The organism is Pediococcus siamensis (assembly GCF_047220215.1).
In the GTDB taxonomy this organism is placed as follows: domain Bacteria; phylum Bacillota; class Bacilli; order Lactobacillales; family Lactobacillaceae; genus Pediococcus; species Pediococcus siamensis.
Map to the genome: position 1 here is coordinate 288,568 of NZ_CP178375.1, position 17,363 is coordinate 305,930.

The following is a 17,363-nucleotide window of genomic DNA, read 5'->3' on the forward strand; positions in this document are numbered from 1 at the left end:
ATGATTATAGGTTTGAAAAAGGTGGTTTGACCTTAAATAGAGACCAGATTATCCCTGCAGTACGGAAACGTTGGAATTATGCTTTAGCCGCAATCGTGTTGATTTTGGGAAGCTGAGCCACAAATTTACTGTAACTGTTTTCCTCTGGAGTGGTTTGAATTTTAACATGGGCTAACTCGGCTGCATGCAAATCGGCCTCAGAGATTTCAAGATGATGCGTGACGGTGGCATTGCCAGTCAAAGCAATCGTGTAGGTGCTGTCCACTTTATGCACGTTGGTCTTGACTAAGCCACCTGGATTATAGACGGTAATTTCTTGATCAAATTGTCCTTGATCTGGATGGGTTAAAGCAAAAGCCAGACTAGTCGCCGACATTCCCGTTCCGCAGGCATTTGTGAAGCCCACACCGCGTTCGAAAGTACGGACAAATAATTTATTTTGACCCAGGATTTGAGCAAAGCTGACGTTTACACCATCAGGAAAATAGGGATTGGGTTCATTAAGCCGTTTTCCCAGCGTACCGAGATCTGCAGAAGCCAACTCTGCAGCCGAAACAAAGCTGATTAAGTGCGGATTAGGAACCGCGACTGCTGTAAACTTCAACTCAGGCAAAAGCGCGGTCCAGGGCTGATTTATTAAAGGTTCGTGCTTAGCATTATGAAACGGCAGTTTGGCTGCTTCAAAAGAAACGGGCGAAATTTCAACACTGAAAGCGGGAACTTGGGCAGCAAAATCAGCAGCTTTTTGGACGTGTAAGTCAGAATTTAAAGTTTGAACTTTGAATTGGTCTAGTTGGAACTTCTCGGCTAAATAACGTCCCACTGTTCGTAAGCCATTTCCACACATTGAAGCCTCACTGCCATCGGCGTTAATCACCCGCATTTGGGCAAGTGCCCCGTCATGGGTAGCTTCATCGACAACTAGTACGCCATCAGCACCATCAAGCAAGCCGGTAGCAGGGTTAGTGATCTTTGTTGTGAATTGAATTAATTCTTGGTCCGTTAATTTTTGTTGAAGTTTGGTCTGATCAAGAAGGAAAAAGTGATTTTCCGATCCGTGAACCTTATCAATCTGCATAAGTAATCGTCCTTTCTGAGGTGGCAACGTTAAAAAAATGTTGATAAATTTGTTTAACTGCTTTTTTGGCATCTGCGCGTTTCGTACCGAGCATAATCGAAATTCGCGAGGCACCCTGATTAATCATGTGGACCCCAATGCCGTTCACAGCCAAGGGGCAAATAATATTTTCAATGGTGCCGACTTTGGAACGCATGCCTTCACCAACCACCATGATAATAGCATAGTCGTCAATCCAATCTAATTGATCAGGATGAAGGGTATTGCGAATGTCACGGCACATCTCATGAATAGTTTCGTCGTCAAGCTGATTTTTGTCAAAGATAATGGTCAGATCATCAATTCCAGAAGGCATATGTTCATAGGAAACGTCATATTTGTATAAAATTTGGAGTAGCTTTAAGGTAAAGCCAACTTCTTTGTTAAGCAAATAGCGGTGCAGATACAGGGCAGCAAAACGCTCCGAACTAGCGACGCCGGTGATGGTACGTTGAGGTTCAAAACCGTCTTCGGGGACAATTAACGTGCCCGGTAAATCCGGATGATTGGTATTTTTAACGTTAATGGGAATTTTTCCCTTAATAGCAGGAATAATGGCTTCGTCGTGAAAAACAGAGAAACCTGCGTAAGACAGTTCACGCATTTCGCGATACGTCATTTTTTTAATGGCTTGTGGATGGGCAACAATCCGTGGATCAGCTGCATAAATAGCGTCCACATCGGTAAAGTTTTCGTATAATTCAGCTTGCAAGCCGCGTGCTACTATGGCACCGGTAATATCCGAACCACCACGAGAAAAAGTGGCAATTTGTCCATTTGGCGTAAACCCAAAGAATCCAGGGAAAATGAGTTTTTCTGAACCATAAACCAGATGAGCTAAGTTATCATATGTTTCTGGCAAAACGGTCGCGTCATTCGGATTATCACTGACAATAATACCGGCTTCAAAGGGATCGACGAAGCGCGCTTCAATGCCTAGATGATTCAAAATGCTGGTTAGTAACATGGCATTTAAGCGTTCGCCATGGGCTTTAAAGGCCGCCATTAAGTAAGCGTTGCTGGGATAATATTCCGCGGGTAAGGAGCGCAATTTGTGAATGATTTTTTCAATTGGTCTAGGTGGTAAATCGAAAAAATCGCCAATTGTTTGATAACGGTCACTGATTTTTTGAATGATAGCTTCGGGATCTTGATGAGCAAGCACTGCTTCACCATAAGCAATCAAGAGATCGGTAACTTTAATGTCTTTAGCAAACCGTTTTCCGGGTGCCGAAACAACGACTACCTGACGGGCAGGATCAGAATTGATAATCGAAATAACTTTTTGAAAATGGGCACCATCTGCCAAAGAACTTCCCCCAAATTTTACAACCTTCATTTTGACGATCCTTTCTCGCTTCCAATAGCATTATTAAAGTTTAATTAGTTATTGTGAATTTTAGCATTTTATTTGTGAATAGCAACCATTAATTACGTTAAGACACCACATTCGCGGATGGCAACTAGTAGTAATAACATTTAGAAAAACTTTTTTCTGTGGACAAGGGTTGACTAACTTAGAGAAGTATTATAAACTTTTTAATAATTCAAGAGGTCGCAACCAACAAGAGTACCTAGGTGAGTTTTTATCAACGAAGAAGCTAGGAAAAGGGGCGGTTGCCGAAGCGCCAGAGCAAAGATAGGGTTCTGGTAAGCTGGGACGCAGTTTAAGAGACTACGGACTGTCGCAGCAAAATATGTCGGCTGCGGGGCGCTATCGACAAATGATACGGAATAGGGATGGATTTGTTCTGGGATCTTTTTGTTTGCGCAAAACAAAAAGATCTTTTTTTGTTAGACTAAATAATTTTTACGGTGGGATTAGACATGAGTGAGCAAGGGGAACAACAAGTAAACGAGCAGGGACATTTAGTGATCGATGGTGCTGATACGGTGGCACTTGTTAAAAAGTACCAGACACCTTTGGTTGTGTATGATGTGACGGCAATTCGGCAGCAAATCCGGCGCTTTAAGAAAGTATTTGAAGCCAATCACGTTAAATACGCGGTTAGTTATGCCAGCAAAGCCTTTGCAACAATTGCGATGTTTCAGTTGGTGAACCAAGAAGGTGCGCACATTGATGTCGTTTCTGGTGGCGAATTATACACCGCAATTAAAGCTGGATTTCCCTTAGAGAAGGTTAGCTTTCACGGCAATAATAAATCATTGGCAGAACTTGAAATGGCTGTGTCTCATCACATTGGGGTCATTGTGGTGGATAATTTCCATGAAATCGCGCTGCTAAATCAAGTGTTAGAAGCACAAGATGAAACAATCAACGTTTTGTTACGCTTAACGCCTGGCGTCTCTGCACATACGCATGAGTATGATCAAACTGGTCAAGAAGACAGTAAGTTTGGGTTTGATATTCGTTCCGGGCAAGCAGAACAAGCTCTGCAAATGGTTCTCCAAAATCCGCGGATGCACATGCAGGGGATTCATGCCCACATCGGCTCACAAATTTTTGAAGTTGAAGGCTTCGTCTTGGCAGCCGAGAAACTGGTTGATTTGGCAGCAGATTGGCAGCAAAAATTTCATTATGAACCCGAAGTTTTGAACGTAGGTGGTGGCTTTGGAATCAAGTATACCGAAGCTGATGATCCGATTGCCCCGGAAGCTTTTGTGGATGCGATCGTTAAAGCTGTTCAGACTCGGACCGCTGAGCACCAATTAAAAATGCCGGCGATTTGGATCGAACCCGGGCGCTCAATTGTCGGCCCTGCTGGTTATAATTTATACACCATCGGGTCACGTAAAGATGTGCCGGGTTTGCGGCCGTATGTGACGGTTGATGGTGGCATGGGGGATAACATTCGCCCCGCCCTTTATCAAGCAGAGTATGAAGCTATTTTAGCCAATAAGGCGACAGAACAGCCGCAAGAGACGGTTCGAATTGCCGGTAAGTACTGTGAGTCCGGCGATATTTTGATTCAAAAACAGGCTCTGCCACAATCCCAGCCGGGTGACATTCTGGCAATGAAAGCCACTGGGGCTTATGGGTATGCGATGGCTTCCAATTATAACCGCAATCCGCGGCCAGCTGTGGTGTTTGTCGAACAGGGGAACGCCAAGTTAGTGGTGCAACGCGAAAGTTATGAAGATTTGGTCCATTTAGATCGCAGTTTTGTTTGACGTCTAGATGCCATATAATATAGAAAGTTACTTTATTTTAAAGTTCAGATAATCATCGTCAGATATTCTAGAAAATAGATCCTAAATTAAGTTAAGGAAGGTTCAAATCATGGCAAAATTAGATGCACGTGAAATTATTGATTTTATCAGCAACGCGAAAAAGAAAACGCCGGTCAAAGTCTATTTAAAAGGAGACTTATCCCAACTACGAATTCCAGATACGATTCGTGCTTTTGTGGAAACCAAAACAGGCACTGTCTTTGGTGACTGGGCGGATGTGCAACCATTCCTTTCTGCTAATCAAGCGGTAATTGAAGACTATGAAGTTGAAAATGATGGACGTAATTCCGCGGTTCCGCTTCTTGATACGAAAAATATTAATGCCAGAATTGAGCCGGGCGCTATCATTCGTGACCAAGTGTCCATTGGCGATAATGCCGTCATCATGATGGGCGCGCTGATTAATATTGGTGCTGAAATTGGTGAAGACACCATGATTGATATGGGCGTGGTGATGGGTGGCCGCGCTATTGTGGGGAAACATGCGCATATTGGTGCCGGTACTGTGTTGGCTGGTGTCGTTGAGCCTGCTTCGGCACAACCAGTTCGCATTGATGACGATGTGATGATTGGCGCAAACGCCGTCGTTTTAGAAGGTGTCCACGTGGGCAAAGGTGCCGTTGTGGCGGCCGGAGCAGTTGTAACACATGACGTGGCACCTAACACAATGGTGGCCGGTGTCCCAGCCAGAAAAATGAAAGACATTGATGATCAGACCCGATCGAAGACAGAATTAGAGGATACTTTGAGAAAGCTGTGAAGTTATGGAAACCCATCAGATTGACCTAAGTGAAGCTCAGTTACTTCAGATTTATCAACACCTGCATCAAATTCCAGAACTAGCAATGCAGGAAAAAGAAACGCACGCCTATTTATTGGAAATCATTCACCACTTCGATCAGACTTATTTAGAAATCTGGACACCAGAAGTCCTGCCAACCGCTATTTTGGTTCTGATCCATGGTAAAGCCCCTAAGCGCACGATTGGTTACCGAACGGATATTGACGGTCTCCCTGTTGCAGAAAAAACGGGATTGCCGTTTGCCTCGCAACATCCAAATGTGATGCATGCTTGTGGTCATGATATTCACATGAGCGTGGCACTGGGCCTTTTGGCACACTTTGCGGCTCACCAACCGCAAGATAATCTCCTCTTTTTCTTTCAACCGGCCGAAGAAAGTCTAAATGGTGGCAAAACGGCATTTGAACGAGGAATTTTTAAAGGAAAATGGTGTCCTGATGAATTTTACGGGTTGCACGATAATCCTGATTTACCGGTTGGTGCAATTGGCTGTCGAATGGGGACTTTGTTTGCGGGAACCACTGAGGTTGATGTGGACTTTTATGGTAAGGGCGGTCATGCCGCGTTTCCACAGGATGCCAATGATATGGTGGTCGCTGCGAGTCAGTTTATCAATCAGGTGCAAACAATTGTTTCCCGAAGTGTGGACCCCATTGAAGGCGGAGTGATCACTTTTGGGAAGTTCGAGGCAGGAACTATTCGCAATGTCATTGCCGGGCGTGCCCATCTAGAAGGGACCATTCGCGGCTTGACACAAAAAATGATCGAACACATAGATCAAAGAATTAAAGAGGTAGCGGCCGGGATCGGACAAAGCTATCAAGCTAAAGTGACCGTCCAATTAAATCAGGGTGGTTACTGGCCGGTGGAAAACAATCCCCAATTAACGCATAACTTTATCACCTATATGAAAACAGCAACTGATGTGCAGTTTGTGGAAACCGCCCCGGCGATGACTGGCGAAGATTTTGGTTATTTACTGGCCAAATTTCCGGGAACGATGTTTTGGCTGGGGGTCGCAGATGATTCGCAACTTCATTCCGCAACCTTAACGCCCAACCCGCAAGCTATACAAATCGGTATCAAGGCCATCACCGGGTTTATCACACACCGGATGAGCGAGAAAGCCTAAGATGGGAGTAATGGAAATGTTTAAAAATGCAGATATTTTAACGGCAATTGTGACGCCGTTTGATGAAGACAATAAAATTGATTTTCAGGCATTAGAAAAATTAACGAATCACTTATTGGCTACCGGCAGTCATGGCTTCATTATTGGCGGTACAACCGGTGAAACGCCCAATTTGACACATGATGAAAAAATTGAATTATATACGCGCTTTGCCAAAATTGTGGCAGGGCGGGTCCCCGTCATTGCGGGAACTGGCAGCAATAATACCCAGCAAACCGCTGCGTTTACGCAGGAAGTTGGCCAAATTTCAGGAATCGATATGGCATTGGTCGTCGTCCCTTATTACAATAAGCCAAATCAACGTGGTATGATCGCCCATTTTACCACCGTAGCAGATCAATCCCCGATTCCAGTGGCAATTTATAATATTCCCGGACGTACCGGGGTCACGATGGCTAACGAGACGGTTGTGCAACTCGCTAAACATCCGCAGATTCAGGCTGTTAAGCAGTGCACGACCTTGGAAGATTTGGAGTACTTGGTGGAACATACGCCTGATGATTTTATGGTGTACACCGGAGAAGATGCGCAGACCTTACCTGCAATTGCGATTGGAGCCAACGGCGTGGTATCCGTTGCTGCACATGTTTATGGTAAGGATATGCGGCAAATGTTAGACGCTTTTTACGAAGGCGACGTTCAGTTAGCTGCACGTTTGCAACGAAAACTAACGCCTAAGATGCAGGCGCTGTTCTTGTATCCTTCGCCTTCGCCAGTCAAGGCAGTTTTAAATGCCCAGGGCTATCAAGTTGGCGGGTGCCGTTTACCGATTTTACCCTTGAACGCGATAGAACGACGGACACTTGCGCAGGCATTAGATTTGGATGAAGAAGCTTTAGAGGCTAAGTCAGAATTAGCCCAGTTAGGAGTTGCCGATGATTAAAGTAATTGTGGCCGGTTTTCGCGGTTCAATGGGTCAAAAAACAGTCAACCTTGTGCAAAAAACCGCTGATTTTAAGTTGGTTGGGGTATACAGTCCAGAAGTCACGGATTTAAAGCCGCAAACGTACGGTTTAGCTTCAGAGGTACAGGTTTTTAATACCTTAAAGACGACACCACCAGTTGCTGATGTCTGGATTGATTTCAGTACACCTAGCGGAGTTTTTGAAAATACCAAATTTGCGCTTCAACATCACATTAAACCTGTTGTGGGCACGAGCGGATTGAGTGATCAGCACTTAAATGACTTAAAAGAAACGGCCCAAGCAGAAAATACGGCCGGATTAATTGTTCCCAATTTTGGGATGTCAGCCGTTTTACTTATGAAATTTGCTAAAGAGGCAGCTAAATATTTTCCTGATGTCGAAGTTATCGAAATGCATCACGAGGACAAATTAGATGCCCCTTCAGGAACGGCGATTAGTACGGCCAAACAGCTTAGCGAGGTTCGACAAACACAGGCGGAACCGGAAGTTAAGGAAACACTTAAGGGCGCACGCGGTGCCGATTATAACGGTGTTCATATTCATTCGGTTCGGCTACCGGGGTATGTGGCGCATGAACAAGTCTTGTTTGGTGGTGAAGGTGAAGCTTTGACTATTCGTCAGGATTCCTTTAATCGGGATTCCTTCATGACTGGTGTAGCAATTGCCGTACGCAAGGTTGGAACTTTAAAAGAATTGACTGTTGGTTTAGAAAACGTTTTGTCATAAGGAATAAGGAGTGGTAGGATGCCAAAGTTAAGTGCAGCGTTACAAGGACAAGTAAATCAAAAATTAGATTCAATCGGGCCTTCAGGGATTCGGGCTTTTGACCAAAAAATTACGGGAATTCCTGGATTGATCAAATTGACTTTAGGCGAACCGGGATTTAACACCCCCGAACACGTCAAAGAAGCTGGTATCAGGAGTATCCAAAACAATGATTCTCACTACTCGGCACAAAAGGGAACGCCAGCGTTACGCCAGGCAATTAGCGGTTTCTTGAAAAAACGGCATAATCTTGATTATGATCCTGAGACTGAAATTGTGGCAACAATCGGGGCAACCGAAGCCCTAGCTGCCAGTTTGACAGCAATGTTAAATCCCGGTGATAAGGTCATTATTCCGACACCGGCCTTTGCCTTGTATGTCCCATTGGTAACAGTTGCCGGGGGGATCCCGATTGAAGTGGACACCTCAAGCGATAATTTTATTTTGACAGCCGAGCGCTTGCAACAAACGCTTGCCCAAGAAGGCCCAGCAGTGAAAGCTTTGATTTTAACATATCCTAATAATCCTACTGGTGTGGAATATTCTAAAGAAGAGCTGCAAAGCTTAGCTGAAGTGGTTAAAAACCATCCTTTGTTTGTCATTGCTGATGAAATTTACAGTGAACTTACATATGGGGTGACCCATTACTCAATCGCGTCAATGATACCTGAACAAACTATTTTAATTAATGGGTTGTCTAAATCACACGCGATGACAGGCTATCGAGTCGGCTATATTGCGGCACCAGCTGATTTTGTGAAAAACGCAGCGAAAATGCACGCCTTTTTGGTTACGTCACCGTCAAACCCTGCACAAGCCGCAGCTACCGAAGCGCTTGCCAATGGGATGGATGATCCTAAAAAAATGTGTGTGCAATACAAAAAGAGCCGCGACTTTGTTATTGAGAACCTTGACAAATTAGGATTTGAAACGGTCCCACCTAAAGGCGCATTTTACATTTTTGCTAAAATTCCGGAGCGTTACACTCAAAATTCAGTTGACTTCGCCACCGATTTAGCAGTTCGTGGTAAGGTTGGCGTTATTCCAGGAAGTGCCTTTGGTCCTGGCGGCGAAGGGTATATCCGTATTTCCTATGCGGCCAGCGTTGCAGATTTGCACGCAGCAATGGCAAATTTAACGGCTTTTGCAAATGCCGAAATTCCGGTAGTTTAAATTAAGAGGGCAAAATAATGAGAGAATATACTGTAGCAATTTTAGGTGCAACAGGTGCAGTCGGGACGCGTCTGATTCAACAGTTAGAACAGTCCACAATTCCAGTAAAGGCAGTTAAGTTTTTAGCTTCCAAACGTTCAGCTGGCAAGAAATTGATGTTTAAAGACCAGACGGTGACGGTCGAAGAAGCCACGCCTGATTCTTTTGAAGGGGTAGATCTGGTTTTGGCATCCGCTGGTGGCGCGGTTTCTAAACGATTATTGCCTGAAGCTGTCAAACGTGGTGCGGTTTGTGTAGATAATACGAGCGCATTTCGAATGGATCCGGAAGTCCCACTGGTGGTGCCTGAGGTGAATGAAAAAGCACTTGCACGACATCATGGCATTATTGCGAATCCAAATTGTTCGACCATTCAGATGGTGGTTGCCTTGGAACCGATTCGAAAAGCATTTGGGTTAAAACAGGTGATTGTGTCGACTTATCAGGCGGCTTCAGGTGCTGGCCAACAGGCGTGGAATGAGATGAATGCGCAGGCTCAGCAACATTTGAATGGCGAAAAAATGGAAAGTACGATTTATCCGGTTAAGGGCGGTGTAAAACATTATCCGTTGGCCTTTAACTTGTTGCCACAAATTGATGTTTTTGAGGATGGCGGTTATACCCATGAAGAGTGGAAAATGATTCATGAGACGAAGAAAATTATGTTGGATGATATGAATGCCAAGGAGATTAAGGTGACGGCAACGTGTGTCCGGGTGCCGGTTGGAATTGGGCATGGCGAGACCGTTTATTTTGAAGTAGCTGATGAGAAGAAGGCATCCAGAGAAAAGATTCAGCAGTTGTTGGCAAAGGCACCGGGAGTGGTGTTGCAGGATGATCCGGACCAGCAGTTGTATCCACAGCCGATTAATGCGGAAGGAAAGCGTGAAACGTTTGTGGGCAGGGTGCGCGCGGATGAAGAGAATCCGGGAAACTACCATATGTGGGTGGTCTCGGATAACTTGTTGAAGGGTGCGGCCTGGAATACGGTACAGATAGCGGAAAGATTGGTGGAAAAAGATCTAGTGGGCTAATCATTGCGTTAAGAAAAGGCCCCAGAAGCGTGGTGGAGGCGGGATCGCAATCCCGCAGGAACCATGCTTCTGGGGCCTTTTCTGCAATGATTAGCCGTCCTCAAACTCAGCGGAGAAAAAAAGGAAAAGGCGATGGAGGCGGGATCGCAATCCCGCAGGAACCATGCTTCTGGGGCCTTTTCTGCAATGATTAGCCGTCCTCAGACTCAGCGGAGAAAAAAAGGAAAAGGCGACGGAGGCGAGATCGCAATCCCGTAGGAACCATGCTTCTGGGGCCTTTTCTGCAATGATTAGCCGTCCTAGAAAAAGACGTTGTTTCGAACCTTGAATTGGAAAAGCCAATTTAAAGCAGAAATAGCGTTTTTTTGCGTAATTATTAAAAGAGTGAAAATAACAAGTCTACAAAATGATTTAATTTTTAAGTTTTATTCGGTTTGTTTATGGCTTTTTGTTCGTTTTAAATTGAATAATTGAAGTCCTAACATGAAGATTCCTAGTAAAATTAACAAAATAAAATCATGGCTGCTCCCCCGCGCGGTAGTTTGTGTAGCAGATAGGCCGTGAGCATGTAATTGACTGATCGAGATAAACGCAGCCATTAAAGAGGCGCCAATTGATCCGGCATATTGCTGAATAGCATTGAATGCGCCGTTGCCATCAGCTTTTAATTGTCCTGGCAGCTGTTTCATGCCATCCGTCAGTAAATTACTAAAGGTGAGTGAAAAGCCACCACTAAAAATAGCGTAAAAAAGCGTCATTAACGGAATTGTCAGGGATGATTGAAAGCCAAAGAATAAAAGAAGGGCTAAAATCATAGCACTAATGCCAGTAAGAATTGGCCATGCGGCTCCTTTTTTGTCTAAAATAATGCCACCAAAAGGCATCAAAACCAAGCGCAACAACGTTCCAGGAAGTAAAAGAAGGCCTGCTAACAACGCATTAGCGCCAATAACCAGTTGTCCAAAATTGGGGAGTAGAAAACTCATCCCAATGTTGATAAGTTGACAGAGAGCATAGGCAACAAAGCTACGGGTAAAGCGTGGATATTTAAAGATATGGATGTCAATAAGTGGTGTTGGTAGCCGCTTAGCATGATAGCCATAAATTCCGCCAGCTAAGAGTCCCAATCCTAAAAATCCGATGAACGAAAAACTTTGCTAACCAGACACAGCTGCTTCGTTAAAGGCGAGTGAAATAAAGATAAAAACAGCACTTAGCCACACAAAGCCGAGCCAATCTAAATGTGGTTTTTGCAACGACCGTGTTTGCTTAATGTTAAGAAGTCCTAAAATTGCGGCAAAGAGGGCAACTGGTAAGACAAACCAAAAAATTGCCCGCCAACCAAAGTGATACAAAACAAGGCCGCCATATGTGGGACCAATGGAAGCCATAGAAACGATGATGGCCCCCATTGCCATGTACCGTCCCAATTTTTTCACGGGAATGTCATAGTTGATTATTCCAAAAAGCAGCGGGGTTGTCATTCCGGTAGCCACACCGCCGATTAATCTTCCAAGGAGTAAAACGGTAAAATTCGGCGCGACCAAGCACAAGAAAAGGCCAATAAAGAACAGAATGACAGCCCAAAGAAAAATCCGTTTTAGTTTAAAGCGTTTATGTAAATAAGAGGCCAGGAGCATGACTAACGAGGCAATCAGGAGGTAGCCAGAAGTAATCCACTGAACAGCTGAAATGGAAACACCAAAAACGCGCATTAGGGTGGGAAAAGTCACATTCATTGCGGTTTCAAGTAAAATTCCACAAAAAGACAGGATGCCGGTTCCCCAAATGGCTAGAATTGTTGGCGTAGAAATAGGTGTATTTAATTGTTTTGTATCTGATGGCATAAAGCTAGCTCCTCTTTTTAGATTAAAGTCGTGATGAATTAAGTCTTAATAGACGCAAAAAGGCTGCGGAAATATGCTTTTCGACAGCCTTTTAGAAAATATATTAATTTGTAGTTTGTTTTTGAATGTGAAAATTCCATGCTTGCACAAGTAACATGGCAACGGACATGATTATGAGCAAAACAAAATCATGGGAACTCCCTCGGGCAATAGCGGCCTTGGTAGACAAGCCGTCAGGATGCATTTGGCTGATGGCGATCAATGTTGCCATTAGCGAGGTTCCAATTGAGCCAGAATATTGCTGGATAGCGTTAAACGCTGCATTACCGTCATCTTTGAGACGCAAAGGCAGCTGTTTCATGCCGTTGGCCAGGGTATTACTGTACGTCAGTGAGAAACCAACACTAAAGAAAACGTAGAAGAAGGTCATTAGCGGAATTGTCAAACTAGATAGGAAACTTAAAAACAGAACTCCCGAAATCAGGATAGCCGTAATTCCCGATAAGATTGGTAATGATGGTCCCTTGCGATCTAATAAATTACCACCCCATGGCATGATGAAAATTCGTAAAATGCTTCCAGGCAGAAGTAGAAAGCCGGCTAAAAGTGAATTTGCACCAATGACCAACTGTCCGAAGTTTGGCAATAAGAAACTCATACCTAAGTTTACTAACTGACAGAGAGCGTACGCAATAAAACTAAAAACAAACGGACGATACGTAAATATTTTAATATTAATTAGTGGAAATTGCACGTGCAGGGCATGCCAGGTGTATAAGCCCCCCGCCAATAAACCGGTAACTAACATCAGCCAAAAACCAGTGCTATTCCAGCCATGTGTAGAAGCTTCGTTGAAAGCTAAAGCAATTAAAATAAACATGGCAGCAATCCAAGCAAAACCCAAAAGATCAAGCTTGGGGTGTTGAGTAGCACGATTTTGTTTGATATTTAATATGCCAATTATGGCTGCAATTACGGCAATTGGTAGGACAATCCAGAAAATTAGCCGCCAGCCAAAGTAATAGGAGACAAGTCCGCCGTATGTCGGTCCAATAGTAGGGGCCATGGAAATAATAATTGCTCCAATTGCGGTGTATTGCCCTAATTTTTGGATGGGAATGTCGTGATTAATGATGCTAAACATTAGCGGGGTCGTTAACCCTGTTGCCACACCACCAATTAAGCGTCCAGCTAATAAAGTCGGGAAACTATTTGCAAAAACACATAATAAGAGACCCAAAATGAAAAGAATTACCGAAACAGTATAAATTGTTTTCAAGTAAAAACGCTTATGAATATAGGAGGCTAAAGCCATAACCAGTGCCGCAATGAGGAGGTACCCTGACGTAATCCATTGAACGTTAGAGACTGAAACGCCGAATTGGCGCATAAGTGTCGGAAAAGTAACGTTCATCGAAGTTTCTAGGAGTACGCCGCAAAACGACATCATGCCGGTACCCACAATGGCTAAAATTATTTTTTTTGAAACGTGTGCATCTTGTGTAAATCGATTCTCTTCCATAAAAATTCGCCTTTCATTTGAGATCATGATATCTATCATACCACGATCTCAAAATGAAAAGGGAAAGTTTCATTTCATGCAAGCTTACAAGAAGCGCCTTCGGGTAATGTTGCTCGCTTTTTTCCTTTTTCCGGTAAGTTTGAGGACGGCTAATCAATACAGAAAAGGCCCCAGAAGCACGATTCCTGCGGGATTGCGATCCCGCTTCCATCACGCTTCTGGGGCCTTTTCTTAACGTATTGATTAGCCCACTGCCCACTTTATGGCTTCACATAACGAAATCCCTGATCCTGTAACTGCGCAAGATCAATAATTCCCGCCGGCATCACCGTCACACCACTCGGCAACTGAGTCGCTTTGATTTGATGACCCTGCATAGCATTCTGGCAAGCATGAAAAGCCACGCTCGCGTGCGTTTCAATAAACGATCGAATCTCTGAGTCAGTATATCCAGTAATAGCAGGCCCATTTACAACCACAGCCATTTTTAAATCAGTTGAAGTCGTCTGCGCGTAGGTTAAGGCGTTTTTGATATTTGCCAAGGCAGATTGCCACTTTGCCAATTCGTCAATGTGAAAGACAATTTTCATAAGTTCACTCACTTCTTTGTACTTGTTCCAGTTTGATAATTAATGGTATAGCCGGTTTCAACATTAAAGATATACACATTAAAGTGTATGGCGTTACTACCTACTGACTGGCCCTCCATATGGATTCCACGAGCAACTAATTCTGTTCCTCGAAAGACAGGTGTCACCCGATAACGTACGTAATGCTGCTTACTTGCTTTAAGATAGGCCGCCACCTTATTTTCGTAAGTTGTCATTTCTGGATCGTTCAAGGAGCGGGTCCCGGTCATGAGGTTTTTAGCATTATTATTTTGCCCCGTTAGTTGATAGCCAATGAGATGGCAGCGATTATATAACCACCCGTTGCTAGTCTTTTTATTGTGCCAACCAGTTGGGTCGACATCGAGTGATTCGCGTTCTTCAGTGGGCATCAGGCTTTTATTGAGCAGGGCGTTAGCTGCAGAAACTCGGTTATAGTGGTCAAGGTTGCCATATGATTGCCAAGCGCCCTTCGCCGTTGAAAGATCGCTGGCTGAAAAATTCGGGTTATTCTGATTAAGCACGATGGTTTGTTGGCCCGTGTAATTTTTAGCAGCGAGTGTCGCTGTGGTAGCTTTCGTTTGGGGAGTCTGACTGCTTGTCTTGGCTGCATTTGACTGGTCCTTCGCAATGGAAAGATGCAGCTTACCGGCCTTTTTCTTTAATGAAGCTGATTTAGCAGTTAAGCTTTTTTCCAAACTGCTATTTTTGGCTTCTAAAGAGGTTGCTAATTTTTTAGCGCTGGAGTTTACCTTGGTGACAACTTTTGTCGACGTTCGGTCTTCCTGACGAAACGCTTTATGGCGGGCATAACTACCTGCTTGGTTCCAACTAAGCAGCAACGTGATAACTGCTAACAAAACAAACCAAATGCGGTCTTTACGCTGCCTGAAAGCCACAACAATTGCGAAAAGAGCAATGATTAAAAATATAATTCCAATAAACATATGTTAGGTTTCCTCGCTTATCTTTTGGCTTTGCGGTATCCGGAGGACTGTGCTTGTGCTTCCGTTTGGAAATAAACGGCATTCTTGGCGTTCATGTGATAGCCGGCTTGCCCAGGAACATGATAGATATGAGAGTTCTTATTGCCCACAATTTTACTTTGCTTAGCAGTGTTTAAATTGCCTTGTGAGGTGGTGTGGCTGGCCTGAGTAGTTGTAGCAGAAGAGCCGTTGTGCCGGCTGCTAGCGGCTTGAGAACGAGCTTGTGCTGCACTTTGCGAAGCTTGCTTATGCTGTTTACTTTCTGATGCCGCGTGTGTCTCTTTAGAAGCGGAAGCCCGCGAAGCAGATTTCGACGATGCCGTGGCGACAGATTCGAACCGTGACTCACTAGCTGAACTCGATTTTACGGCAAGCTTTTTCACCGATTCTGCCTGTGAAGATACTTTAGATGAAGTTTTTGCCAATTGATAGGCTTTTAGCTTGGCGGCAGTTAATTCTTTTTTGCCAATCACATCTACTTTATAGATGGTTTTGGCAGGAGGTGCTGCCGCTAAAGGTTGCGGATCAGTACTCGCATAACCAAATATAGCGACACAAAAAACGAGCAAACTGCTTAGCAAGGTTCTTTTTATGCGTAATTTTGAAAAATGAAAAAGTGTTTTATGCGTAATTTTTTGATAGAGGGTGACGAACCCGATTAAAATAAAGGCGAAAATACAGATCGTGATTAAAAATGTAAAAAAAGCATTCATGATAACCTCACTTCCCTTATTCATCATACCTAGTTCGTACTTGCAAAACAATAGCCTTTAAAGTTTTGCCCCAAAAAATTCGTGAAGCATATTATTTGTGCTGCGGAAAGGATACTGGTAAGATTATGTTAATGTGTTTTATTAGTTATTATTAAAGGCAAAAACTCCTTTCGTAATTAGCTGTGGGATACAAATTAATTAGCGTACTACGCTTGGAGGATTTTAGAATTATGGAAAAAGGTACAGTTAAATGGTTTAACCCAGATAAGGGATTTGGTTTCATCAATCGTGAAAATGGCGACGATGTGTTTGTACATTTCTCAGCCATCCAAGGCGACGGTTTCAAGACATTGGAAGAAAACCAATCCGTTACTTTCGATGTTGAAGATAGCGACCGCGGCCCACAAGCTGTTAATGTCCAAAAACAGTAAAACAGTTCACGACTGACTGACAAACGGACATTCAGCAAAGTGAGGTTTTGAGTTATTAAGTGTTCTGAAAAAGAATCTAAAACAGACAAAAAAACATTATTAGAAGATTTAGAAGCCGAATTTGGGGCTAATGTTGATGTTTACTAAAGAACATTAAGCTAAATCGACAATAAAAAAGATCGAGGGTCAGAAGACGTTCGATCTTTTTGTTTACTTTCGTTTTAAAGCGGGTCTCTGTCAAATTGTATTGGTGGAGATTTTTGAAAAGCATGTTCACTTCGGTGAATGTGCTTTTTTTGTTTACGCATAAATTAAACTGATACGAATGAAAAAGTTATGAATATTTTGAAAACCAAAACAGCTACGCTTTAACACCTTAATTTTACGATTTAGTCCTTCAATAGGACCGTTGGAATACGGATAACGACAACTATTGAGAACAGCAGGACCATTCTTTATTAAAGTTGAGATAGTAATATCCATTTGGTTGCCAGCCGCCTTGTAGTTGGCAATCAAGGTTTTAAATCCAACCGCATCTTTTTGTTGAATGGCTGTTAGAATTCCTTGATAGGTTTGATACACAGTTTTAAATTCTGGAAATTCATCTAAGGCTAGGTCAATGGCGTTCTGTTGGGTCATGTATTCGTTGATACCGTGTAAATAGATAAGTTTAGTATCATTGACCTTTTCTTCTGCCAAATGGAACAAACGCCATTGAGATTTTAGAATGCGATAAACTCGGGAATGCTTATCTTGAAAAGTATGGATCACACGTGTACGTTCGTTATCCAGTGCCCGACCGGCAAGTTGAATAATGTGGAAACGGTCAATGATGGTTATTGCCTTAGGAAATAACCGATGAATAAAGCCAGCATACTCAGCATTCATATCAACGGTGATTGTTTGAACTTTCATACGTTCTTGAACTGAATAGCGAGCTTCAAAGTAATCAATGATATCCTTACTAAGGCGATCCTTAAGAATCACGGGTCTACACTTTCTGGTATTGGTGAATA

16 protein-coding genes, 1 pseudogene and 1 riboswitch are annotated in these 17,363 nt (G+C 43.4%); of the genes and pseudogenes, 8 read left to right on the top strand and 9 right to left on the bottom strand.

What is annotated here, in order from left to right:
• Nucleotides 1-76: 76 nt before the first annotated feature.
• Both dapF and ACLJJ6_RS01395 read right to left on the bottom strand, forming a co-directional pair.
• Nucleotides 77-1,078 (bottom strand): diaminopimelate epimerase, encoded by a 1,002-nt coding sequence (gene dapF / locus ACLJJ6_RS01390; protein ID WP_412989683.1) that lies wholly within the window; start codon nucleotides 1,076-1,078, stop codon nucleotides 77-79.
• Complete coding sequence (locus ACLJJ6_RS01395; RefSeq protein ID WP_412989684.1) at nucleotides 1,068-2,456, bottom strand: aspartate kinase; 1,389 nt, start codon at nucleotides 2,454-2,456, stop codon at nucleotides 1,068-1,070. Before ACLJJ6_RS01395 ends, dapF begins: the two co-directional genes overlap by 11 nt.
• 202 nt (nucleotides 2,457-2,658) lie before the next feature.
• A riboswitch (Lysine riboswitch) is annotated at nucleotides 2,659-2,842 on the top strand.
• Nucleotides 2,843-2,944: 102 nt separating this feature from the next.
• On the opposite strand from ACLJJ6_RS01395, the gene lysA reads away from it, so the two are divergent.
• The 7 genes from lysA to ACLJJ6_RS01430 all read left to right on the top strand — a co-directional run bounded on the left by lysA (nucleotide 2,945) and on the right by ACLJJ6_RS01430 (nucleotide 10,240).
• Complete coding sequence (gene lysA, locus ACLJJ6_RS01400; RefSeq protein ID WP_412989685.1) at nucleotides 2,945-4,249, top strand: diaminopimelate decarboxylase; 1,305 nt, start codon at nucleotides 2,945-2,947, stop codon at nucleotides 4,247-4,249.
• Between the two features lie 109 nt (nucleotides 4,250-4,358).
• Nucleotides 4,359-5,069, top strand: coding sequence for a 2,3,4,5-tetrahydropyridine-2,6-dicarboxylate N-acetyltransferase (gene dapD, locus ACLJJ6_RS01405; protein WP_412989686.1), 711 nt, complete (start codon nucleotides 4,359-4,361; stop codon nucleotides 5,067-5,069).
• Nucleotides 5,070-5,073: 4 nt separating this feature from the next.
• On the top strand, nucleotides 5,074-6,243 hold the full coding sequence (locus ACLJJ6_RS01410) for an N-acetyldiaminopimelate deacetylase (protein ID WP_412989687.1): 1,170 nt from the start codon (nucleotides 5,074-5,076) through the stop codon (nucleotides 6,241-6,243).
• A 10-nt stretch (nucleotides 6,244-6,253) separates the two neighbouring features.
• Nucleotides 6,254-7,186 carry a 4-hydroxy-tetrahydrodipicolinate synthase gene (dapA, locus tag ACLJJ6_RS01415; protein WP_412990407.1) on the top strand — a complete coding sequence of 311 codons (933 nt, stop codon included), beginning with the start codon at nucleotides 6,254-6,256 and terminating at the stop codon, nucleotides 7,184-7,186.
• Nucleotides 7,179-7,955, top strand: a complete 777-nt coding sequence (gene dapB / locus ACLJJ6_RS01420; protein ID WP_412989688.1) for a 4-hydroxy-tetrahydrodipicolinate reductase — start codon at nucleotides 7,179-7,181, stop codon at nucleotides 7,953-7,955. Before dapA ends, dapB begins: the two co-directional genes overlap by 8 nt.
• A gap of 18 nt (nucleotides 7,956-7,973) precedes the next feature.
• Nucleotides 7,974-9,167 (top strand): aminotransferase class I/II-fold pyridoxal phosphate-dependent enzyme, encoded by a 1,194-nt coding sequence (locus tag ACLJJ6_RS01425; RefSeq protein ID WP_412989689.1) that lies wholly within the window; start codon nucleotides 7,974-7,976, stop codon nucleotides 9,165-9,167.
• A gap of 17 nt (nucleotides 9,168-9,184) precedes the next feature.
• Entirely contained in the window at nucleotides 9,185-10,240 is a 1,056-nt protein-coding gene (locus ACLJJ6_RS01430) for an aspartate-semialdehyde dehydrogenase (protein WP_412989690.1), read from the top strand.
• A 425-nt stretch (nucleotides 10,241-10,665) separates the two neighbouring features.
• Here the strand turns inward: ACLJJ6_RS01430 and ACLJJ6_RS01435 are convergent, their stop codons facing one another.
• The 6 genes from ACLJJ6_RS01435 to ACLJJ6_RS01460 all read right to left on the bottom strand — a co-directional run bounded on the left by ACLJJ6_RS01435 (nucleotide 10,666) and on the right by ACLJJ6_RS01460 (nucleotide 15,916).
• Nucleotides 10,666-11,367 carry an MFS transporter gene (locus tag ACLJJ6_RS01435; RefSeq protein ID WP_412989691.1) on the bottom strand — a complete coding sequence of 234 codons (702 nt, stop codon included), beginning with the start codon at nucleotides 11,365-11,367 and terminating at the stop codon, nucleotides 10,666-10,668.
• A 30-nt stretch (nucleotides 11,368-11,397) separates the two neighbouring features.
• Nucleotides 11,398-12,087, bottom strand: a complete 690-nt coding sequence (locus tag ACLJJ6_RS01440) for an MFS transporter (RefSeq protein ID WP_412989692.1) — start codon at nucleotides 12,085-12,087, stop codon at nucleotides 11,398-11,400.
• Between the two features lie 103 nt (nucleotides 12,088-12,190).
• A complete protein-coding gene (locus tag ACLJJ6_RS01445; protein WP_412989693.1) occupies nucleotides 12,191-13,609 on the bottom strand; it encodes an MFS transporter in 1,419 nt (472 codons plus the stop codon).
• Nucleotides 13,610-13,869: 260 nt separating this feature from the next.
• The gene (locus ACLJJ6_RS01450) at nucleotides 13,870-14,199 is read right to left on the bottom strand and encodes a DsrE family protein (RefSeq protein WP_412989694.1); all 330 of its coding nucleotides are present in this window, start codon (nucleotides 14,197-14,199) and stop codon (nucleotides 13,870-13,872) included.
• A gap of 8 nt (nucleotides 14,200-14,207) precedes the next feature.
• Nucleotides 14,208-15,164, bottom strand: coding sequence for a DNA/RNA non-specific endonuclease (locus ACLJJ6_RS01455; RefSeq protein WP_412989695.1), 957 nt, complete (start codon nucleotides 15,162-15,164; stop codon nucleotides 14,208-14,210).
• A 17-nt stretch (nucleotides 15,165-15,181) separates the two neighbouring features.
• Nucleotides 15,182-15,916, bottom strand: coding sequence for a DNA-entry nuclease (locus tag ACLJJ6_RS01460; protein WP_412989696.1), 735 nt, complete (start codon nucleotides 15,914-15,916; stop codon nucleotides 15,182-15,184).
• 230 nt (nucleotides 15,917-16,146) lie between these two features.
• Between ACLJJ6_RS01460 and ACLJJ6_RS01465 the strand changes: the two genes are divergently transcribed.
• Nucleotides 16,147-16,347, top strand: a complete 201-nt coding sequence (locus ACLJJ6_RS01465; protein ID WP_412989697.1) for a cold-shock protein — start codon at nucleotides 16,147-16,149, stop codon at nucleotides 16,345-16,347.
• A 300-nt stretch (nucleotides 16,348-16,647) separates the two neighbouring features.
• On the opposite strand, the pseudogene ACLJJ6_RS01470 reads toward ACLJJ6_RS01465, so the two are convergent.
• A pseudogene (locus tag ACLJJ6_RS01470) lies at nucleotides 16,648-17,358 on the bottom strand (transposase); the annotation flags it as partial.
• Between the last annotated feature and the right edge of the window lie 5 nt (nucleotides 17,359-17,363).